Here is a 21,825-nt window from a genome sequence, read left to right as displayed (position 1 = left end):
TCGTATTTTATGTCTTCAGCAGGTTGGGGATTTGTTTAGAAATATGGAGGATCGGCATTTTGTCTTTTTTGGCTAAGGACACAATGATGCCGCCTTCTATCATGGCATTTAGAACAGTGCTGATTTCCGCCGCTTTCTCATCAGAAAAACCGGCTGATCTTAATTTGCCCGCGAACAGATTCTCCCATTCCTGATAAGCGTTTTGACAGGCCTGCCGGAGCTTTTCGCTCTTTAAAGCAGTCTCGGCAGCCAGTAAACCGACAGGAAACCCTTCAAAGTTCTCCGGACATGTGAATTGCCGTGATAAGTCCTGTAAAAACGCTTGAATGCTTTCCGCCGGATCAGGATGGGCATCAAGGCTTTCTTTTATTTTCATACGGATATAATGGCTCATTTCATTGACAGCCTCAATGGCGAGCTGCTCTTTGCCGTCCGGAAAATGATAGTAAAGAGAACCTTTCGGCGCACCGCTTTCTTTAATAATCTGATTCAGTCCCGTGCCGTAATACCCCTGAAGCTGAAACAGCCTGGTTGCTGCGGCGAGGATTTTTTCACGAGAATCTCCATAGCTCATAATGTTCCCACCTTACTGATTTGTGACAAATTTAAAATATAGTGACTGGTCTATTATCTTGATTTCGCATGACGGTGTCAAGGTTTTTTAACGGTTATTTTCTTCGGAAGAATGCCTGACAAGCGCGTTGACCGGTGAGAGGAAAATCATCATAAATAAAGAAAAGGAGAGAAAAGAATGAAAAAACAATTCATGCCCTTCATTACATTTATCACGGCTCTGCTCTTCATCGCGGCCGGCTGCTCCCAATCTCCTCAAACGAAAGAAACACCGCCCCAGATGGCAGCCGCAGCCTCTGCGAAAAAAGACGGACTTCCGAGTATTAAAATTCTTGCCACCGGCGGCACAATTGCAGGCGCTGCTCCTTCAAAGACGTCCGCTACGGAGTACAGGGCGGGGGCAATCGGAGTTGATGCCCTGATTCAGGCCGTTCCGGAGATAAAAGAGGCCGCGCATGTGAGCGGAGAACAGGTTGTGAATATCGGCAGCCAGAATATGAATAACGAGACACTGCTGAAACTTGCAAAACGGGTAAACAAGCTGCTCAAGTCTGATGATACAGACGGCATTGTCATTACACATGGAACAGACACACTTGAGGAAACCGCCTACTTTCTCAATCTGACGGTCAAGAGTGACAAACCCGTTGTTGTCGCCGGGTCAATGCGGCCGTCCACGGCGATCGGAGCGGACGGGCCGTCCAACTTATATAACGCGGTAAAAACAGCGGCTGCGCCTGAGGCGAAAGGCAAGGGGACGCTTGTCGTATTAAATGACAGAATCGCTTCGGCGCGTTATGTGACAAAAACCAATACAACCGCGACCGACACTTTCAAATCGGAAGAAATGGGTTATATCGGAACAATTGCTGATGACGTCTATTTTAATAACATCATCACCCGAAAGCATACGAAGGATACAGATTTCAAGATAGATAAACTTGATAAACTGCCGCAGGTCGATATTATATACGGCTATCAAAATGACGGAAGCTATCTCTTTGAAGCCGCCGTAAAATCAGGGGCGCAAGGCATTATTTTTGCAGGCCCGGGAAACGGCTCAATGTCTGATGCGGCGCTAAAAGGCGCTGTAAAGTCGGTCAAAAGCGGGCTGGCGGTCGTCCGCTCCACAAGGACGGGAAACGGGGCGGTAACACCGAATCGAGAGTATGAAAAAGACCATTTGACAGCTTCAAACTCTCTCAACCCTCAAAAAGCGCGGATTCTTCTCATGCTCGCGCTGACAAAAACGCAAGATCCTAAGCGGATTCAAACCTATTTCAATGAGTACTAGGAGTAGAGAACCGGGTGTTCTCTCCTTTGTCGGTATGCCGTATTAAAGCATAAGCGTGCTTTCGGGAAAGGGGCGTCTTTCTCATTTTTCCGCTCTTTTTTAATTGTTGAAAACAGTAAAAAATACACTATTTTTTCCTTTTCTTCTCTAATAGAATGAAAACTGCAAAAATATTACATAGCAGGAGGAAAGTTCATGAAACATATAAAAAGCAAAATCCTAGTCATCCTTACAGTTTGTATGCTGTCCGTCATTTCCGTATTTGCCTTCCAGCCGACCGTATCGAAAGCCTCCTCAGGGCATAACCCTGTTGTCATGGTTCACGGAATCGGCGGGGCGTCTTTTAACTTTGCGGGAATTAAAACATACTTGGCATCCCAAGGCTGGTCAAGAAAAGAGATGTACGCTATTGATTTCTTAGACAAAACCGGAAACAACAGACACAATGCGCCGAGACTGTCCAATTACGTGAAAAAAGTGCTCAGCGAAACAGGTGCGAAAAAAGTCGATATCGTCGCGCACAGCATGGGCGGCGCTAACACGCTCTATTACATTAAAAATCTTGACGGCGGAGACAAAATCGCCAACGTCGTCACACTCGGCGGAGCGAACGGCCTTGTGACCAACCGGGCGCTTCCAGGGACTGATCCGAACCAAAAGATTTTATATACATCGATTTACAGCTCAGCGGACTTGATCGTTCTGAACCCGCTGTCACGACTGATCGGCGGGAAAAACGTGCAGATTCACGGTGTCGGACACATCGGACTTTTGATGAACAGCCAAGTAAACGGGCTGATTAAAGAAGGTCTGAACGGCGGCGGACAAAATACAAATTAACAGTTTCAAAGCCCCGGAGAATGAGAATATCCCGGGGTCTTTTTTTCTTCCATATTCTTTTTTCGCCGTAAACCAAGCCCTCTGAAGTTATTTTTGTTAAAATAATAAAGTTATATCAGAATTCGGAGGGTTTATTGTGGGAAAAGTGAAAAGAAATGCCCCTTGCCCATGCGGCAGCGGGAAGAAATATAAAAAATGCTGCGGAAGCAAAGAAGCTGCCATTCCGGCAGACATCGCGGCAAAAGAAGCGAAACAGATTCAGGAAAGCTTAATGGAGTACGCCTTTACAGCACATAGAGACGGCATATCATCATTTATTAACCAGCATGAGTTCATTACGGAGCTGGACAGACAGACTAAAGACATCGGAGTCTTCAACCTCGGTATCTGGGGAATTTTCTTCCGTCCGCTGGCAGGCGGCAAGACGATTTTTGAAGAATATCTTCAGAAAAAAGCCGGCGGCATCAACCGTCCGAAAACACGGGAAATCGTTGAATCATGGAAAAGCATGACACCAGCGGTTATGGTGCTTGAAGATGTGAAAGAAGGAATGATTCACTTTGAAGATGTGATGACAAAGAAACAATTCAAAGTGGAAATGGACGTCAGCCAGCAGGATCTTCCGCCGGCGGGAAGCCTGATTCTCGGCTATCCGATCCACGAAGCGGAAAAAGCGGAGTTCTTCATGCAGTTTACGATCTTCCCTGTGAAGCGGACCGAAGCTCTAATCAGCAAAGTGAAAAAGGCGGCTGCCCCGGCCCTTGCGGAAGGAAAATCGCCTGAGCGCTTTATGCAGGAGGACTTCGACACTGTGCTGGCCGCTCTTTTAGGAACGGCGGAAGAGCCTGAGCAGGCTGCTGAAGAAAAACAGACGGAGTGGGCGAACGACATGGAGAAGGAAACGGCGGACGCTATTGAAAAAGGCCTGAGCGGGGGTGAATACCCGGCTGAGCTGGTTCCGGCCGTTATTGACCTGTGGAAAACGTTCTGTGTCAAAAAAACACCGACGATCAGAAAGCCGGAAGCTTTCGCGGCGGCGGTCGAATATTACGTAAACAGTATTTCTCTGAACGGCGCGTCCGTTTCTCAGGCTAAGCTGGCGAAGAAGTACGGCGTCAGCGCCTCAACGATTTCCAGCCGCTATAAGGAAATCGAAGGTGCTCTCACAGATGAAGCCGAACGCTTCGCCGCAGCTCTGACATCTTAAGACACAGCCAAAAAACCTTGAAGGGCACATGCTTTTCAAGGTTTTTTCTGCAGAAATGCTCTCGGGGCAGGATAATTCTTACCGGTTATCTAATACTAAACAGAGCGATAAAAGGAAGGGAGCCTGAGCCATGGATGAGACACGTACGCTGGGCAGGACGGATTTACGGGTAAAGCGTATCGGCTTTGGCGCTAATGCGGTCGGAGGACATAATCTGTTTCCGAATCTTAATGATGAAACGGGAAAAGAACTCATCCGCACAGCGTTGGACGGCGGCGTCAATTTTATTGATACGGCGTTTATATACGGTTTGGGGCGTTCCGAAGAGTTAATCGGTGAAGTTGTCGCAGAACGCGGCGTGCGGGACAGCCTCGTGATTGCGTCAAAAGGCGCGCACAAAGAGGTCAACGGACAAATCGAGCTGGACAACAGCCGTGAATTTCTCCGTAGTGAGGCGGAAAACAGCCTGAAGCGGCTGAAAACAGACGTGATTGATTTGTATTACGTCCACTTCCCTGACGGCAAAACACCGCTCTCCGAAGTGGCGGGCACGCTAAAAGAACTGAAGGACGAAGGGAAAATCAGAGCAATCGGCGCGTCCAATCTCAGCTTCGGGCAATTGCAGGAGTTTAACGCCGACGGTTATTTAGAGGTTTTTCAATCAGAATATTCACTGATTCAGCGTGAGGCGGAGCATGATCTGCTGCCTTATTGTGAAAAGAACGGTATTTCTTTTATTCCTTATTTTCCGCTTGCTTCCGGCTTGCTGACGGGAAAGTTTACAAAAGACACAGTCTTTGAGGACAGCCGAAAAAACAGGCCGCCGTTTCAGGGAGAAGCTTTTCACCAAAACCTGGAGCGAGTGGATAAGCTTCGGGCCGTTGCGGAAGAAAAAGGGGCGCAGACAGCGCATATCGCACTCGCGTGGCTTCTGTCGCAGCCGGCGGTGGATGCGATCATTCCCGGAGCCAAACGCCCCGGCCAGCTGAAACACAATCTGGGCGCGCTTGATGTGCAATTGACCGAGGATGAGGTTCAATATATCAGTGACATCTTCAAGTGAAAATAAAAAAAGGAAATAGCCTGCGCTATTTCCTTTCTTGCTGTCAGGACGTTTTTAAAAACGCTTCTGTCAATCCTTCCAGATCGGCGTCTGTATCCAGATACCACTGGCCGCGGGCGTTTTTCTTCATCTCGATTTCTCTTGTTACGGAAGAAGAAGCCGGTTTCAGGCGCATAAACTCTTCCGGATAGACAGAAAGCAGGTGGCTGACAATTTCGTTTTCATCAGCATCGGGGTGCTTTCCGGCATAGTCTTGCACGCGGTCTTGCAGCTGGCCCGCGAGCGGAGACATATCAAGCGGCGTCACTTTTGCTTCAAGGACGGCTTTTTTGCCTGACATGGATTTGGTATGCACCTTGAGCTCTGTGTTATCCCGAAGCGCTGATGACATGGCGTCAATAATAGCGGAAATGGCTTTTGAATCCGCCTGTTCTTGTGAAATGCCTGCAGAAGCGATAAAGCTGGCTTTCGCCGATTCCTGATATGCGGCGGCCGTCATTTTTTCATTTACACCGGTCAGGCGGGTGAAATCTTTATTGTGCTTGCCGTACAGCATCACATCAATGTATGCGGATAATGCGTCCGCCGGGTCAGGTTTTGCGTTTGAGGCTGTGCCTTTGACTTTCAGTTTATAAGATAAAGGCTTCGCGTCTTTTGCCTGCGGCTGATATACCAATTCATATGATTTGCCTTCGTCAGCCGTGAAGTACAGATTGCCCGTCACTGTCTTGCCCGCATGAAGCGTGCCGCTCTGCATCTGGTCATCCTTATCGGCCGCCGCTGTTTTCGCGTCATCCTGATAAAGCGAGAAGTCGCTGCTTTTGACGGTAAGCGGGTCTTTGCCCGTATTTTTGACGGTGACCGTTACTTTCAGCGCGGCCGGATGTTCAGTATCGTCTGAAGCGGCCCATGCCGTCTCTTTTATTTTCACTTTCGCCGTGCTGCTTTCCTGGCCGCCGCTCGTTTCGCTGCTGCATGCGGCGGTAAATGCCGTGAGAAGCAGTATGAAAAACACGGCGCTCATTTTTTTGATGGACATCTGGTTTACCCCCTGTTGTTATAATGATTAATTCAATAGTCATGAAGACAGACAGGTTAATTATACTAGTTTTGTATAAAAGAGTCTTGGTAATCATCAATCTTTTTGGAAGAAAAGGAAGTGTTATGATGAAAAAAGAAGAATTGAAACAGCTGGCTCTCCGGATCGGTAACGTACCTGCCCGCTACGAGAGTAATGTGGAAGAATACCAAGAAGATGAGGTTTTGTTTTGGTGGGAAGATAAGAATGATCCGGAAGCCGGCATCATGGTCGAATTGGACCGGGACGGAAAACTGAAATCCTTATCCCGTCCGGCTTTCCGGACTGATCTGCCGGCTCTTTCGGAATCGGACATAGAAGAACGGATGCGGGTGTTTGTAGAAACCCATCGTCCGGGGGCATTGGCTGAGTTCGAATTGGAAAACAGCGGCTCCGCAAATGATGGTGATGTGAGATATTCCTATGTTCAGATGGCTGACGGTCTGCCGCTTCCGCTGACCGGGTTTTACGCCGACCTGTCTTTGACAGGGGAAGTAACCGGCTTTTCTTACCATGGGAAGGCTGATAATCTCTTAAGACCCGGAACAATTGCGGACAAGCGGGAAGCATTGGCTCACTTTATCAAACATATTGAAGCGGAGCTGTTGTTCACCGTACTGCATCAGTCCGTCTATGTGCAGGGGGATGACAAGCCTCATCTCGTCTATGAAATCGTGTCTCCGACGCGGCCGATATCGGCTGACCTGAAGGAAGAGAATGCAGAAATAGACGAATATGAAGGGCTGGAAGACGACATGCTGCCGTATGTCCCGATTTCACGCCCTGCACCTGAAGCGGAAAAGATGAGCATCAATGACATGATCGGGCTGCACGACGGTTTTTATAAAGAGAGGGAAACTGATCTTGGAGACGGCCGCATCGGCATTGCATGGCGTCCTGAAAAAACAAAATCCGTCCGGAAAGATAAAAGCTTAGAAAGTCTGTTTAAAGAACGGAATGAACATGTATTGAAAACAATGCATGATAAAGAATCGGGCCGGCTCGCCGGAGTGATGTCATTTATACATAGTGAAGGCGAACCGGAGTTTTCCGAGGAAGAATGCCATCACATGGCCATCCGCTTTTTATTCGCCATGTTTCCGGAAGCGGATCAGTATTTCCGGGTTCAATATGATGAGCCGGATGATGAAGGAGAAAACGTGGGACTTACATATAAGGCTTGTTCGGGCGGCGTTGATTTGCGATTCGGAGAGGGGAGAATCTGTGTCAGCAAAAAGACGGGTCTTGTCACTGTATATATGCCGCCGGAAATTGATCCGAAAGAGCTGGAGGAAATCGATCCCGTTCCTTCATTGACAATGGAAGAGGCGAAGGACGCGATCCGCCGGGCCATCAAAGCCGAGCTCGCTTGGGATCGTTGTTACGATGACGGCAGCTGCGGAAAAGTGTACAGGCTCGTATACAAGCCGGTTTTCCCGCGGTTTATTGAGGCCCATACGGGAGAAGTGATCACGAGTTTAATAGGCTGAAGGTCATGGGCGTTCGTCCCGGGTCTTTTGCGGGAAGTGTGACTATTGTATGAAAAACAGCCGCTCTGAATACGGCTCTTTTCCCTCTTTGCTAAAAATAGACACATAAAAGGCACTTTCTTCCCTTTAAAAGGATAAGGACGTTTTTATATAATTAAAAACAGTTCTTTTTTATACACTCTTCTGAAAGGATGACCCCATTGCTGAAAGAACATCTGAGAAAAAAAGCGCTGGAGATCGGGAACATACCGCCGCACTATGAGCTTGAAATAGAAGATTATGATGAAAAACAAAAAACGAGAGCCTATTATATATGGAAAGATCGTAACCATCCGGATAAAACGGTAACGATTGAGCTGGGCGACGACGGATCTTTGCTTACCTATTCACGCAACGACTGTCCGGGTTCAGACATGCAGCTGTCAGACGCCGAATTAAAGCTGACGGCTCTTCGGTTTGCGGCGAGACACCGCCCGCTTACTTTTATGAATTTCATCTTTCAGGCGAGGGAAGAACGCAATGGGTGCATCCGATTTATCTATACAAAAAAAGTGCTCGGCCGGCCGCTTCCCGATTCAGGTTTTTTCGTTGATGTAACCAGGAGCGGCTTCGTCGTGCAGTTTATCTATTACGGGGATAAGGGTGAAGCGCCCGTCCCGGAAACATTCGTCGATCGGGAAAAAGTCGTCTCGCATTATATGAGTGTGCTGACATTCAGTCTCGTCTATGATGTGGTCAATTTTGAGAAAATACCGCGTCTCGTCTATGAACCGATTCTGCCGGCTTACAGCTATCCGGCCGGTGAAGATGATATCGTGCCGGATCAGCAGCTTTGCGAAGACAGGAATGAGCCGGCAAAACCGATTCCCTCGTTTGAACATAAACGGGAAATCAGCCTGGATGAATTGATGGGGTTTACCTCGGATATGGTTCAGACGCGCCGGCGCGATCTCGGGGATGAGATCGGAACGACATGGCGGAAAGGGTCGGTTCCGGAACGGAAAGATTTGAGTATCGAAAGCTATTTTGAAACCAGCAACAAAAATACAATGAAGATGAAAACGGACAAAAAGACAGGGAAAATGACAGCCTTTAAATCTTTTATTGAGCATCAGGGCCCGGCCTTTTATTCTGCGGAAGAGTGTGAGGCCGTCGCGCTTCAATTTTTATACAAGCTTTATCCGAGAGCGGACGAGTTTTTTAAAATGAACCCGCTGAAAACGGACGGAAGGGGCAGGTTCCGCTTCCATTTTTCCGTATGGCATCAGGATATTCCGCTGCGGTTCGGCGCTGCGAGAATACTTGTCAGTCCCGTAACGGGGCTTGTGGAAGCTTATATGGCGCCTGACATTGACCCGGAGCAGCTGGAGAAGATCAATCCGGTGCCGGCCGTTACTCCCGAAGAAGCAAAGGCCGCTTTTTTATCCGATTTCCATCTGCGGCTGGAGTGGCAGCGCGATTTTACGCCGTCCGGCAATGAAGGATATAAGCTTGTGTACAGGCCTGTCTATCCTCCGTACATTGATGCGCAGAAGCGAAAAAAGAAAAGGTTTTATTAGTCAGGGATCATTTGTAAATGAGGATAATCTTTAAAGCCTCTCCAATCGCCTCCCCAATCAAAACCGAGCGTTTTGGCAATCGATACGACCTCAAGCCAATCGGGCGTGCCGTTTCGGTTTCCGTCGTACGTCATATCCCAAATCAGGCTTCCATCCTTTTTTTGCAGGGCGAAGTCGATCGCAAGGCCGTAATTGTGGTAAGATTCCCCGCCTTTTGCGTAGGTGACGATATTTCCTTTTTTTGAACGTCCTTGACGGTAAAATTCGTTTTGTTCCTCAATTGATCTGAAACCCTCTGTGATAACGACGGTGATGCCTTTTTTCAGAGCGGCCGTCCGCAATAGCTCCGCATTCTGTTTCACGAGCGGATGAAGAGCGCTTGGAATGGCTCTATCTTGTAATGCCGTCTGCGGCCTCAATTCTTTTTGCACATAGGAAAAACATAGGTCTGCAGAAAAGAAGAGGATCAGAAGCAGCGAAATTCTGACTGGTAGTTTCATGGTGAATTCTCTCTTTCTTTAATTGATTAAAATCTTTGTTTGCTCACTGCCATAAATTTGCTATGATAAAATATAACATAATTAGTAGCCGGAGGAAGGAGGCAAATCTATGAAATCCAAGATTCCATCTGAAGAAGTGGCCGTAAAGATGAATGAATGGTATAAGCTGATCCGCGCGTTTGAAGCCGATAAAGCTGAAGCGCTGAAGCGGGAGATTCAATATGAACTCGAAGATATGGAAGAAAATCAGGATTTATTGTTGTATTTTTCATTGATGGAATTTAGGCACCGCATCATGCTGGATAAATTAAAACCCATGAAAGACGGCGACTGCCAGCCTCCGTTCTCTGAAATGCTCACTGAGATTGAGATGAACCAGCAAAAGCTGACCGGCTTACTGGAATATTATTTTTACTATTTCAGAGGAATGTATGAATTTAAGCAGAAAAACTTCATCTCAGCGATTTCTCATTATAAGCGGGCTGAGGAAAAGCTTGAATATGTGGAAGATGACATAGAGAAAGCCGAGTTTCTGTATAAAATTTCTGAGGTGTACTATCATATCAAGCAGACTTTCTTTTCGATGAATTATGCGGGACAGGCGCTTGATATTTACAAGAAATATGAATTATACGGAATGAGAAGGGTGCAGTGCAAATTTATCATTGCCGGAAATCTGATGGACGCCCAGCAGCATAAAAAAGCGCTGGAATACCTCGAATGCGCCTTGGAGCACGCGGAGCGGCTTGATGATCAATATATGATTGCTGCGGCCTATTATAATATAGGGCACTGTATGTACAGTCTGGGTGACTTTTGCAAGGCGGCGGAGGATTTTGAACGGGCGGCTGCCGGATTTGAAGCACACAGCTTCCGGCAGGTCATCCAGGCTGTTTTTTCACTCACGCATATCTACTTTAAAACGGAAAAATACAGTGAAGCCGCCGCCAGCTGCGCGCGGGGCATGAGAAGCGCGGCGGAGTGGGAAGATGAGATCTATATGACGAAATTCCGTCTGATTAAAGAGCTTTATCAGGGGGAAGGCGGACAGGATTCGCTCAAAGAGTATTTTGACATCCTGGAATCAAAGGAGCTGTTGGCTGACACAGAGGAACTGCTTCAGGACGCGGCTCATTTCTTTCATAAACGGGAGAACTACAAAGCGGCATCTTATTTTTTCAGCAGGCTTGTCGGCGTGCAAAAAAGGCTGCAAATGAACAACTACGCATAATGAAAAAAAGAACGAGGGAGCTTCGGTTTCATCGTTCTTTTTATGATTCCTTTTGTTTTCAGCCGATTAAAACCGGGTACATGCTCTGTATTAACATCAGGGAGGAAATGAGACAATGTATCAGGATTTACAGGGAAAAACAGCGATTGTAACAGGTTCTTCGAAAGGAATCGGAAAAGCCATTGCCGAACGCTTCGGCAAGGAGCGGATGAATGTGGTTGTGAACTACCTCGGTGATTCCGCCGGAGCGGAAGAAGCGGCGGACATCATTGAGAAAGCGGGAGGCAGAGCCGTCACCGTAAAAGCCGATGTATCCTCAGAAGAAGGGATTCAGGCGCTGTTTAATGCCGCGCAGGAGCATTTCGGGGGCGTGGACGTGATGGTCAACAATTCCGGCTTTAACGGAGCCGAAGCGATGCCCCATGAAATGAGCCTGGAGGATTGGCAAAGGGTCATCGACGTCAACGTGACCGGCACCTTTTTGGGGGCGAAAGCGGCACTGAAACATATGCTCGAGCACGGCAAAAAAGGAACGGTCTTAAACATATCGAGCGTTCATCAGCAAATACCGCGTCCTGAAAACGTGCAGTACTCGGCATCCAAAGGCGGGATCAAAATGATGACGGAAACGATGGCGCTCAATTACGCAGACAAAGGCATCCGGGTGAATGCCATCGCTCCCGGCACGATCGCCACGGAGTCCAATAAGGATCTGGAAGATGAAACACATAAACAGGCCCAGCTGAAAAAAATTCCGATGAACGCCTTCGGAAAACCGGAAGAAGTCGCCGCGGCCGCCGCATGGATGGTGTCGGAAGAAGCGAGTTACGTAACCGGAACGACACTTTTCGTAGACGGAGGCATGACGCTTTATCCGTCCCAGCTGGAAAGATAAAAGAGGAGGGGAAACCTTCTCTTTTTTGTTTAGAGAAGGGTCATAAAGGAAATGGTTCTCTAAAAAACAGGAGGGCCGCAAGATGGCGAATGACTGGTGGAAAGACGCCGTTGTCTATCAAATCTATCCGCGAAGCTTCCAAGATACGAACGGCGACGGCATAGGCGACCTGCGGGGGATTATCGCGCGTCTCGATTATATAAAAGAGCTTGGCGCCGATGTGATATGGATCTGCCCGATTTACCCGTCGCCAAACGTCGATAACGGCTACGATGTGACGGATCATCAAGCGATTATGGAATCATACGGAACGATGGAGGACTTTCACGATCTGCTTACAGAATGCCGCAGCCGCGGATTAAAGCTTGTGATGGATTTCGTTTTAAATCATACATCCACGGAGCATCCTTGGTTCAAAGAGGCGGAAATGAATCCGGACAGCAAATACCGCGATTATTATATTTGGCGGCCGGGCACCGCGGAGGGCCCGCCGACCGATTGGGTGTCGGATTACGGACAATCCGTCTGGCAGTACGAAGAACATACGGGCGAATATTACCTGCATATGAACGCCGTTAAACAAGCCGATCTGAATTGGGAAAATCCCGAGGTTCGGCAATCAGTATACGAGATGATGAGATTTTGGCTCGATAAAGGCGTGGACGGATTGCGAATAGACCAACTTCATCTTCTGTCAAAAAAAGAATACTTGCCGCCATATGAAGATTACATCGCCCGCCGGGCCGATCCGAAGCCTTTCCGGCCAAACGGAGCACGGATACATGATTACTTAAAGGAAATGACGAAAGAGGTATTTTCCAAATATGACGTGATGTCGGTCGGCGAGGCCGGATCAGTGACGCCTGAGGAGGGGCTGGTTTACACGGGAACCGATGAGCATGAACTGAATATGATTTTTCATTTTCAGCATATGGAGCTTGATCAAAAGCCGGGCCAAGAGCATTGGGATGTAAAACCGCTTGAGCTGTCCGATTTGAAGAAAGTGCTCACAGACTGGCAGGAAAAACTGGAACATCAAGGCTGGAATACGCTGTATTGGTGCAATCATGACCAGCCCCGGATCGTATCCCGCTTCGGAGACGAAGGCAAATACCGAAAGGCATCAGCCAAAATGCTTGCCGCCCTGCTTTATTTCATGAAAGGCACGCCGTACATTTATCAGGGAGAAGAACTCGGCATGACAAACGCCCCGTTTGACAGAATAGAGGACTATCAAGATATTCAGACCGTCAATATGTATCACAAAAGGGTATTTGAAATGGGCCGCAACAGGGAAGAAGTCATGGCGTCCATTATGGCGAAAAGCCGGGACCATGCCCGTACACCGATGCAGTGGGACGGCAGCAAGAATGCCGGATTTACGGAGGGCGAACCGTGGCTGAAGGTCAACCCCAATTACAAAACCGTCAATGCGGCCGAGGCTCAGGATGATCCCGATTCTATATTGAACTTTTACAAAAAACTGATCCGCCTGCGAAAACAGTATGCTGATATCATAAAAGGCAGCTACACGCTGCTGTTTCCCGATGACCCGCAGCTGTTTGTGTATGAAAGACAGGCAAACGGACAAAAAATCATATCCATCAGCAACGTATCGAAAGAAGAAGCCGCCTTTTATTGGCCGGACGGCTCCGAATCTGAAAGGGCCGAGCTGCTTCTCAGCAACTATGAAAATAACGGCGGCACGGAATCCCGCATCACGTTCCGCCCTTACGAAACAAGAGTTTATCTGCTTGCCTGATATGTGTGTGATACGACGCCCCCGTCCATACATGGCGGGGGCTTTTTAGGTAAATCGGTTATCAATTTAGAAAAAAATTACTTGCAAAACGTAATTACTTCGTTTTATTATGGTATAGGTAACAAATGAACGAGAAAGTACGCTTTGGAAATCGTCATCATTCTGATTTACAGAACAGGGGGAAACGGCTTGTTTAAAAAATGGAGCGGAATCATTGTCATTGCGGCATGCTTTTTAATCGCGGCGGGCTGCGGCAATTCATCTTCAAAAGGTTCGTCAGGTTCTTCGAAAAGCGGCAAACTGCACGTCGTGACGACCTTTTATCCTATGTACGAATTCACGAAACAAATTGTCAAAGACAAAGGCGATGTAGACATTCTCATCCCGTCTTCGGTCGAACCCCATGATTGGGAGCCGACGCCGAAGGATATCGCCGGCATTCAAAACGCCGATCTTTTCGTATACAACAGCGAATATATGGAGACATGGGTTCCTTCAGCGGAAAAAAGCATGAGCTCTGATCATGCGAAGTTTGTAAAGGCGTCGAAAGGAATTGACTTGCTCGAAGGTTCGGATGAAGAGGAAGAGGAACATGGACACGGCGGTCATGACCACAGCCGCAGCATGGACCCTCACGTGTGGCTCAGCCCGGTTCTTGCGCAAAAAGAGGTCAAAACCATTACGGCGCAGATCGTAAAACAGGACCCGAAGAATAAAGCATACTATGAGAAAAATAGTAAAGAATATATTGCAAAACTGCAGGATCTTGATAAACTATACCGTACAACATTAAATAAAGCGTCGAAAAAAGAATTGATCACACAGCACGCGGCATTCAGCTATCTCGCCAAAGAATACGGCTTAAAACAAGTCGCGATTGCAGGCCTTTCTCCTGAAGAAGAGCCGAGTGCGGCCAAACTGGCGGATCTCAAAACGTTTGCCAAAAAGCATGATGTGAAGATCATCTATTTTGAAGAAGTTGCATCGCCTAAAGTTGCAGATACACTTGCCGGTGAAATCGGCGCGAAAACGGAAGTGCTCAATACACTGGAAGGTTTAAGCCAAAAAGAACGGGATAAAGGCATCGGTTATATCGACATTATGGAGAAAAACCTTGATGCACTGAAAGATTCGCTATTGGTTAAATAACATAGTGTGCGCCGCGGGGTGCACACTATTTCTATGCGGGAAAGGAAGGTCAGCATGAATCTCGTTACATTACAGGATATCGTTTTTGGTTATTCGCATACACCCGTGCTTGACGGTGTGTCGCTGGAAATCAAAAGCGGCGAATTCGTCGGCATTACAGGACCGAACGGCGCGTCAAAATCGACGCTGATGAAAGTCATGCTCGGCATGCTCAGACCTTGGGAAGGAACGGCCGAGATCAGTAAAAAAAACGCTGCCGGAAAACGCCTGACAATCGGCTATGTTCCGCAGCAGATTTCTTCATTTAACGCAGGATTCCCAAGCACGGTTCTGGAGCTTGTGCAATCAGGCCGTTATACGAAAGGAAAATGGTTTAAACGATTGAACGAAACGGATCACCACGAGGTGGAAAACGCGTTGAAGATGGTGGAAATGTGGGATTTCCGCCACCGGAAAATCGGCGATTTATCCGGCGGACAGAAGCAGAAAATCTGCATTGCGAGAATGCTTGCAAGCAATCCGGATCTGCTGATGCTTGATGAACCGACAACCGCGGTTGATTATGAGAGCAGACAGGGTTTCTACGAATTTATGCATCATCAGGTGAAAAATCACAACCGCACCGTCGTCATGGTGACACACGAACAAAATGAAGTACAGCAGTATCTGGATAAAGTCATACGGCTTGAGAGGGGGGAAAAAGGCGGATGGAAATGTTTGACTTGGAATTCATGCGACGAGCTTTTCTAGCGGGAAGCATGATCGGAATTATGGCGCCGATATTAGGCGTATATCTCGTGCTGAGAAGACAGGCGCTGATGGCGGATACGCTGTCTCATATTTCATTGTCGGGCGTGGCCATCGGTTTTTTTCTCAGTACCAATATTACGGCGGCGAGCATCGTTGTCGTCACGATCGGAGCGATCGGCATCGAATATATGCGGCGGGCATACCGTACATATTCAGAGGTATCCATCGCAATCTTAATGGCGGCCGGGCTGTCGTTTGCGATGTTTCTGATCAGCCTGTCAAAAGGCGGCGCATCGATGAGCATCGATCAATATTTATTTGGATCGCTTGTCACGGTCAGCCAGCAGCAGGTCTATATTATCGGAGGCATTACCCTGCTGATCCTGCTTTATTTCATTATATTAAACAGACCGCTCTATCTCCTTACCTTTGACGAGGCGACGGCGAAGACATCAGGTATTAACACAAACCTCCTGTCAATGTCATTCAGCATCGTGACGGGGCTGGCGATTTCGGTCATTATTCCGATTATCGGCGTGCTGCTTGTTTCCGCGCTCCTCGTACTGCCCGCGGCTTTTGCAATCCGTATCGCCAAAGGGTTTAAATGGGTGTTTGCGGCGGCCATTATTATTTCTCTTTTCAGTGTGTTCATGGGGCTGACGTCTTCGTACCAGCTCGGAACGCCTCCGGGGCCGTCAATCACTTTACTGTTAATCATTCTGCTTCTGCTCGGCTTTATGCTGCAGGGGATTTGGAATGCGTTTAAAAAAGGAAAAGAACGAAAAAACCGCCGTTAAGCGGTGCAGCAGTCTCATCTGCTGCGCCGTTTGACGGCTTTTTTTACAGAAATATATCAGCAAGACGCTCATATGACTCTTTTTTTGCTTCGAAATCAAAGACGTTGCACAGCACCATCATCTCTTTTGTCTGATAACGTTCGGAAAGTTCAAGCAGACGGCGTTTCACTGCGGCAGCAGAGCCGATCACCATCCGCTTCCTATTTTCTGCAATCTGTTTACGGTCCTCCGGCGAATACGGATAAGCCTTCGCTTCTTCCACACTCGGCACGCGGCTGTCGGCGCCTTTTCCGATACGAAGAAGCCATAAATCCTGGCTTAAGGCGAGTTCTTCCGCTTTCTCATCCGTAGCTGCGCATATGACGAAAATGGCACAGAGTGAGGCCGGAGCGGAAAAATGGGAGGAGGCCCGGAAATGGTCCCGATAGATCTGAAAGGCTTTTACCCCGCGTTCCGGATTAATGAAATGGCCGAAGACATAGCCCGCACCTTGAAGAGCGGCGCGTCTGGCGCTGTTTTCCCCGAGGCCCAGCACCCAAAGCTGCGGGGCTGTTTCAATCAAAGGCGCTGTTTTTATTCCGGCATAAGCATGGTCCGAGGGAACCGAATCTGTCAGAAAGGATGATAAATCCTGAAGCTGCCTGTTGAACTCGGTCATACTTTTCTTTACCCCGTCTGTGAGGGCGAGCCGGATTTTCGTCGTGCCGCCCGGTGAGCGTCCGACCCCAAGGTCAATCCGGTTCGGATGCAGCGCCTCAAGCTGACGGAAAGTTTCCGCGACTTTATAGGGGCTGTACTGCGGCAGCAGCACGCCGCCTGATCCGACACGGATGGACGTTGTGGCTGCGGCGGTATGAGCGATCATAATTTCCGGCGAAACGCTTGCGAGCCCTCTTGTGCCGTGATGCTCGGCAAACCAGTACCGCTTATAGCCCCATCCTTCGCTGAGGCGGGCGAGCTCCGCTGAACGGCGGAGCGTCTCGTGCGGCCCGTTTCCTTTGGATACGGGCGCCTGATCAAGTATGCTTAAATCAATCACTCGTCTGCCCCTTTCCTGACATGTATTGATACAAGGATAGGAAAAATGTTCAGTCCCCGTCAATTTCTTTGTTTTCTCTATTCTCTCCGGAACGAAGGAGAATATAGGAAGTAATTTTTCGCCGTTTTTCGCCAAAAATTCTTATGTTTTATGAAACTTTGATATAATAAAAGACGTATAACTTAATAAACACCGGGATTCTTGTCCCGGAATTTAGTAAAAATGCGCACTTGCGGCGTGCTTAGCGGCACCCTTACAGAATAGGAGTGAATCATATGGCGATCTCTTTACAAAAAGGACAGCGGATTGATTTAACAAAAGGAAAAGCCGGCCTGTCAAAACTGCTGGTCGGACTCGGCTGGGACCCTGTATCATCCGGCGGCTTTTTCGGAAAGCTGTTCGGCGGAGGCGGTGCCAATATCGACTGTGACGCTTCCGTACTGATGCTTGAAAATGATAAAATGACAGACAGCAAAAACGTCATCTATTTCGGCAATCTGAAAAGCCGGTGCGGCGGTGTCGTACATACGGGTGACAACCTGACGGGTGAAGGCGACGGCGATGATGAACAAATTCTCATCGATTTGGCGAAAGTGCCCGCTCAGATTAATAAACTTGTGTTTGTCGTCAATATTTACGACTGCGTCAGACGAAAACAGGACTTCGGCATGATTCAAAACGCGTTCATCCGCGTCGTTGATCAGGCTAATCGCGAAGAACTGGTGACTTACAATTTAAGAGATAACTATTCAGGCAGAACGAGCCTGATCGCGGCTGAAATCTACCGCGAGGACGGCGAGTGGAAATTCGCCGCAGTAGGAGAAGGCACAAACGATACAAAAATCGGCGATATCGTTAACCGATACGCCTAAACGATAAAAAGGAGAGTGCACACATGGCAATTTCATTGGCAAAAGGACAAAAAGTAGATTTGACTAAAACAAATCCGGGTCTTTCTAAAGTCGTTGTCGGCCTTGGCTGGGATACAAACAAATACGATGGCGGACATGATTTTGATTTAGATTCCAGCGTCTTTCTATTAAATGAAGCAGGAAGATGCGCGTCGCCCGATGATTTTATTTTCTATAATCAGCTTGAAGGCGGAAACGGCTCTGTCGCACATTCAGGCGACAACCTCACAGGCCAGGGCGAGGGCGATGACGAAAGTGTAAGGGTCAACCTGAGCGCGGTGCCTGCCGCTATTGATAAAATTTCATTCGTCATCACGATTCATGAAGCGGAAGCGCGCGGCCAAAACTTCGGACAAGTTTCCAACGCGTTCGTTCGCATTGTCAATGAAGAGACAAATGAAGAGCTGATCCGCTACGATCTGGCTGAAGATTTCTCAATTGAAACAGCCATTATCGCAGGAGAGCTTTACAGACATAACGGCGAATGGAAATTTTCCGCGATCGGCTCAGGCTATCAAGGCGGACTGGCCCGTATTGCGACAGATTACGGCCTGCAAATCGGCTAAAACCATATCAAGCACAGAAGGGAGAGACGGCACATGGCTATTCAATTGGCGAAAGGACAGCGTGTTGATCTGACAAAAACGAACCCCGGTCTTACAAAAGCGGTGATCGGCTTAGGCTGGGATACGAACAAGTACTCCGGAGGGCATGACTTTGACCTTGACGCGTCGGCTTTTCTTGTCGATGCCCATGACAACTGTGTAAATGATCTTGATTTTGTTTTCTACAATAACCTGGAACACCCGAGCGGCGGCGTCATCCATACGGGAGACAACCGGACGGGCGAGGGAGAGGGAGACGATGAACAAATTATCGTCGATTTCTCAAAAATACCCGCAAATATTGAAAAGATCGGCATCACCGTCACGATTCATGATGCGGAAGCGCGCGGCCAAAATTTCGGACAAGTTTCGAACGCGTTCGTGCGCGTCGTCGATGAAAACAGCCAGAATGAACTGCTTCGTTTCGATTTAGGGGAAGACTTCTCGATTGAAACGGCGGTTGTCGTTTGTGAGCTTTACCGCCATGGGGCTGAATGGAAGTTTAACGCCATCGGCAGCGGGTTTTCCGGCGGTCTGGCATCACTTTGCCGGAATTACGGCTTGCAGGTGTAAGCAGGAAATTACCGTTTTACTAAATAGGAGGAAAAAACTTGGATTTTCTACATCATATTATGTCGACCTACGCTTCCTTTTTTGATTGGAAAATGTGGGGCGAGGTGCTGACTGACCCTGTATCATGGGGGCTGATCGGTTCCTTGGTTCTGCTGGAGGGGCTGCTGTCGGCCGACAATGCGTTAGTGCTTGCGGTTATGGTAAGGCATCTGCCTGAAAAACAGCGGAAGAAAGCATTAACATACGGATTGTTCGGGGCATATATTTTCCGTTTTATCTTTATCGGAATCGGGATGCTGCTCATTAAGTTCTGGTGGATCAAAGTGCTCGGCGCGCTGTACCTGGCTTGGCTCGTCATTAAGCATTTCTGGATCGGAGAAGGTGATGACGATACGGAAGGCATGAAGAAAAATTCATGGATGGTCCGTACGTTCGGAATTTTCTGGGCCACTGTCGTTTCAGTTGAGTTAATGGATCTGGCCTTCTCTGTTGACAGCATTTTAGCCGCGTTTGCGGTATCGGAAAAAGTGTGGGTGCTCTTGATCGGCGGTATGCTCGGCATTCTCATGATGCGTACAGTCGCAAAAGTATTCCTTGTGTTAATTGATAAAATCCCTGAGCTTGAAAACACGGCTTTTGTGCTGATCGGGATTATCGCCGTGAAAATGGCGGCGAGCGCCTTTGATTATGAAATGCCGCACGTGGTGTTCTTCGGAATCATCATCGCTGCATTTGTGGTCACGTTTATTATCCACTATTTCAACAAACAAAAGCAGGTTCAGGAGCAGACGGCTGCATCTAAAGAAGAATAAAACAAAAAAGGAGGGAGAGTTCATTTCCTTCCTTTTTTGTACCGATTATCATGAAGAGAAAGGAGGAAAATGATGAAGCAGGAAGAATTGGTGATCCGAAAGGCCGAGCCGGAAAACGATGACTGGGAAACGTTTCTGATGCGGCCGCTGCCGGAACGTCCCGGTTACGAGCGGGAAAACGGGCTGGCGTTTACCCGGCTTGCCGTCCGGATTTTGGGCACTCCTTATGATGAGACGGAGTATTACAGTAAGCTTTTCGAGCTGTCTTCTCATGAAAACATCCATGTGTTGAGCGAGACGCTGGATAAGACCATCGCGCCGGAAACGTTTCAGGCGCTGCAGCACATTCATTCGGTCAATCAAAAAGAGAAAGGGCTTTCGGTTTCCAGGTTTGTCGCGTTTCTCGATGGGGGCAGGCTGCTTGCCAAACACGCTGATCCGCTTATGCACCGCCGACTGAGGACCGCGTTTATGACGCTTTTGGAAACCTTTGCGGACCGGCATGAAAACGGGCTGAATCATCCCGATTTCCGGCGTGTGCTCTTGGATGTGTCAAAGTTTTCGCTGAACCACCTGAATCCATGGCTCGAACAAGCCGATATAGAGCGTGAGATGCCGAAGGTGGTGTGGTATGGAGACGCGACCAAAAGCCAGCTCTATTTTCTCTATTATCTCATGCTGATCGGCTGTGATGTCCTATTGTTTCATCCGGCTGCGGAAGATCCGTTCAGCTTGATTGATCCGGATGAGGAGCTCAGCTTTGTGATAAAGCTCCCCGCGACAGGCGGTCTTGAGCCTTTTCCGAAAGAAAAGCCGGACAGAACGTCCACGACGGCCTACCGGTCAACGAAAGAAATTGAGCATGTGCTGAACCATGAGGAATCCATGATGTATAAGCCTTGGCAGTTCAGGGAGCACACCCCGCAGTCCGTGACCTTAAAAACGACGTATGATGAGTTATTTCTCATTGCGAAGGAGCGGGCGTTTATCCGGCCGCAATTTAAAGCGGACAGGGAGCGGGTGGCCGTTCCGAACCTTTTTGCTAAAGTGATGGGGGTTTCCAAAGATACGAAAGAATATTGGAACAGACTCCATACCGCCGCGGACTATCAGGAGACACACATGATCCGCAGTTTTCCGTTTACGGAAGAGCTGAAAGCCAACTACCAGTATCACTACAGTCAGGTTTTAAATGAAAAAGGAGAGATTGACGCGGACAGGCTGAAAAGAAGCAACATCTGGCAGTACAAGCATCTGCCTTCAGGTGTGCAGAGCGCCATCGCCAATGTGATTTCTGACATGTGCAGAAACCCAGGGCTGAAGGCTTTGCCCGGGGAGCAGTCAAGGGATGCCGCAATCTATTTGTTCCGCCAGGCGACGAATCTGCCCGCTTCGCTGCTGCAATTGATTCAGACGTTTGATTACGCCCAAACCGTTCCGAAACTCGTTTTATATCATACGGAACAAAATGGCGAACTCACACGTTCTGATGCCGCCGCTCTTTTGTTTTTAAATAAATTCGGCGTCGATATCATCTTGTATAATCCGCCGGGCCATCAGGACATTGAGCATTATATTGAAGAAAGCCAATTTGATGTCCATTGGCTGGAGGACATGGTGTTTCGGCAGGAATATAAGGAGCCGTCACTCGTAAGAAAGCTGTTTAGAACCATTACGCAAAAGCAGGGAGAGTAAAT

At 48.2% G+C, this 21,825-nt stretch carries 21 protein-coding genes; 17 read left to right on the top strand and 4 right to left on the bottom strand.

The annotated features are described in order from the left end of the window. Positions 1–7 precede the first annotated feature (7 nt). Positions 8–574: a transcriptional regulator LmrA gene (locus tag C5I45_RS18135; RefSeq protein ID WP_003156676.1), complete on the bottom strand. Its 567-nt coding sequence runs from the start codon at positions 572–574 to the stop codon at positions 8–10. Between the two features lie 177 nt (positions 575–751). Between C5I45_RS18135 and C5I45_RS18130 the strand changes: the two genes are divergently transcribed. The 4 genes from C5I45_RS18130 (at position 752) to C5I45_RS18115 (ending at position 4,977) form a co-directional block, all read left to right on the top strand. Then, positions 752–1,867, top strand: coding sequence for a type II asparaginase (locus C5I45_RS18130; protein ID WP_107994554.1), 1,116 nt, complete (start codon positions 752–754; stop codon positions 1,865–1,867). Positions 1,868–2,062: 195 nt separating this feature from the next. After that, positions 2,063–2,707, top strand: a complete 645-nt coding sequence (locus C5I45_RS18125; RefSeq protein ID WP_003156672.1) for a lipase EstA — start codon at positions 2,063–2,065, stop codon at positions 2,705–2,707. A 136-nt stretch (positions 2,708–2,843) separates the two neighbouring features. Beyond that, a complete protein-coding gene (locus C5I45_RS18120; RefSeq protein ID WP_095318543.1) occupies positions 2,844–3,914 on the top strand; it encodes a helix-turn-helix domain-containing protein in 1,071 nt (356 codons plus the stop codon). A 130-nt stretch (positions 3,915–4,044) separates the two neighbouring features. After that, positions 4,045–4,977: an aldo/keto reductase gene (locus C5I45_RS18115; protein ID WP_046559324.1), complete on the top strand. Its 933-nt coding sequence runs from the start codon at positions 4,045–4,047 to the stop codon at positions 4,975–4,977. Positions 4,978–5,020: 43 nt separating this feature from the next. Here the strand turns inward: C5I45_RS18115 and C5I45_RS18110 are convergent, their stop codons facing one another. After that, positions 5,021–6,016 (bottom strand): DUF5105 domain-containing protein, encoded by a 996-nt coding sequence (locus tag C5I45_RS18110; RefSeq protein WP_014304282.1) that lies wholly within the window; start codon positions 6,014–6,016, stop codon positions 5,021–5,023. 128 nt (positions 6,017–6,144) lie between these two features. Between C5I45_RS18110 and C5I45_RS18105 the strand changes: the two genes are divergently transcribed. Together C5I45_RS18105 and C5I45_RS18100 are read left to right on the top strand one after the other, a co-directional pair. Beyond that, entirely contained in the window at positions 6,145–7,545 is a 1,401-nt protein-coding gene (locus C5I45_RS18105) for a YcdB/YcdC domain-containing protein (protein WP_107994553.1), read from the top strand. A gap of 200 nt (positions 7,546–7,745) precedes the next feature. Then, a complete protein-coding gene (locus tag C5I45_RS18100) occupies positions 7,746–9,104 on the top strand; it encodes a YcdB/YcdC domain-containing protein (RefSeq protein WP_043866809.1) in 1,359 nt (452 codons plus the stop codon). Here the strand turns inward: C5I45_RS18100 and C5I45_RS18095 are convergent. Next, positions 9,101–9,604 (bottom strand): peptidoglycan L-alanyl-D-glutamate endopeptidase CwlK, encoded by a 504-nt coding sequence (locus C5I45_RS18095; protein WP_044053426.1) that lies wholly within the window; start codon positions 9,602–9,604, stop codon positions 9,101–9,103. The two genes, C5I45_RS18100 and C5I45_RS18095, sit on opposite strands and share 4 nt — an antisense overlap. A 109-nt stretch (positions 9,605–9,713) precedes the next feature. On the opposite strand from C5I45_RS18095, the gene C5I45_RS18090 reads away from it, so the two are divergent. The 6 genes from C5I45_RS18090 (at position 9,714) to C5I45_RS18065 (ending at position 16,188) form a co-directional block, all read left to right on the top strand. Further along, a complete protein-coding gene (locus C5I45_RS18090) occupies positions 9,714–10,835 on the top strand; it encodes a response regulator aspartate phosphatase (RefSeq protein WP_003156660.1) in 1,122 nt (373 codons plus the stop codon). 115 nt (positions 10,836–10,950) lie between these two features. Beyond that, positions 10,951–11,730, top strand: coding sequence for a glucose 1-dehydrogenase (locus tag C5I45_RS18085; protein ID WP_015388737.1), 780 nt, complete (start codon positions 10,951–10,953; stop codon positions 11,728–11,730). A gap of 82 nt (positions 11,731–11,812) precedes the next feature. Then, positions 11,813–13,492, top strand: a complete 1,680-nt coding sequence (locus C5I45_RS18080) for a glycoside hydrolase family 13 protein (protein WP_043866811.1) — start codon at positions 11,813–11,815, stop codon at positions 13,490–13,492. A 189-nt stretch (positions 13,493–13,681) separates the two neighbouring features. Continuing rightward, positions 13,682–14,641 carry a metal ABC transporter substrate-binding protein gene (locus C5I45_RS18075; RefSeq protein ID WP_003156656.1) on the top strand — a complete coding sequence of 320 codons (960 nt, stop codon included), beginning with the start codon at positions 13,682–13,684 and terminating at the stop codon, positions 14,639–14,641. Between the two features lie 54 nt (positions 14,642–14,695). After that, positions 14,696–15,391, top strand: a complete 696-nt coding sequence (locus C5I45_RS18070; protein WP_003156655.1) for a metal ABC transporter ATP-binding protein — start codon at positions 14,696–14,698, stop codon at positions 15,389–15,391. After that, entirely contained in the window at positions 15,349–16,188 is an 840-nt protein-coding gene (locus tag C5I45_RS18065) for a metal ABC transporter permease (RefSeq protein WP_003156653.1), read from the top strand. Before C5I45_RS18070 ends, C5I45_RS18065 begins: the two co-directional genes overlap by 43 nt. Positions 16,189–16,231: 43 nt before the next feature. Here C5I45_RS18065 and C5I45_RS18060 read toward each other — a convergent pair whose 3' ends face one another. After that, positions 16,232–17,227 carry an LLM class flavin-dependent oxidoreductase gene (locus C5I45_RS18060; RefSeq protein WP_015388735.1) on the bottom strand — a complete coding sequence of 332 codons (996 nt, stop codon included), beginning with the start codon at positions 17,225–17,227 and terminating at the stop codon, positions 16,232–16,234. Positions 17,228–17,502: 275 nt separating this feature from the next. Between C5I45_RS18060 and C5I45_RS18055 the strand changes: the two genes are divergently transcribed. The 5 genes from C5I45_RS18055 to C5I45_RS18035 all read left to right on the top strand — a co-directional run bounded on the left by C5I45_RS18055 (position 17,503) and on the right by C5I45_RS18035 (position 21,823). Then, entirely contained in the window at positions 17,503–18,099 is a 597-nt protein-coding gene (locus tag C5I45_RS18055; protein WP_003156649.1) for a TerD family protein, read from the top strand. 23 nt (positions 18,100–18,122) lie between these two features. Next, positions 18,123–18,704: a TerD family protein gene (locus tag C5I45_RS18050; RefSeq protein ID WP_003156648.1), complete on the top strand. Its 582-nt coding sequence runs from the start codon at positions 18,123–18,125 to the stop codon at positions 18,702–18,704. A 33-nt stretch (positions 18,705–18,737) separates the two neighbouring features. Next, a complete protein-coding gene (locus C5I45_RS18045) occupies positions 18,738–19,316 on the top strand; it encodes a TerD family protein (protein ID WP_003156645.1) in 579 nt (192 codons plus the stop codon). A gap of 38 nt (positions 19,317–19,354) precedes the next feature. Then, positions 19,355–20,128, top strand: coding sequence for a TerC family protein (locus C5I45_RS18040; RefSeq protein WP_003156644.1), 774 nt, complete (start codon positions 19,355–19,357; stop codon positions 20,126–20,128). Between the two features lie 72 nt (positions 20,129–20,200). Continuing rightward, positions 20,201–21,823, top strand: a complete 1,623-nt coding sequence (locus C5I45_RS18035; protein ID WP_025853796.1) for a YceG family protein — start codon at positions 20,201–20,203, stop codon at positions 21,821–21,823. Positions 21,824–21,825 lie beyond the last annotated feature (2 nt).

The sequence above is a fragment of the Bacillus sp. ZY-1-1 genome (genome assembly GCF_003047165.1).
In the GTDB taxonomy this organism is placed as follows: Bacteria; Bacillota; Bacilli; order Bacillales; family Bacillaceae; genus Bacillus; species Bacillus velezensis.
Note: the sequence above shows the minus strand (reverse complement) of the source record. Positions and strands in the feature narration are given on the sequence as shown.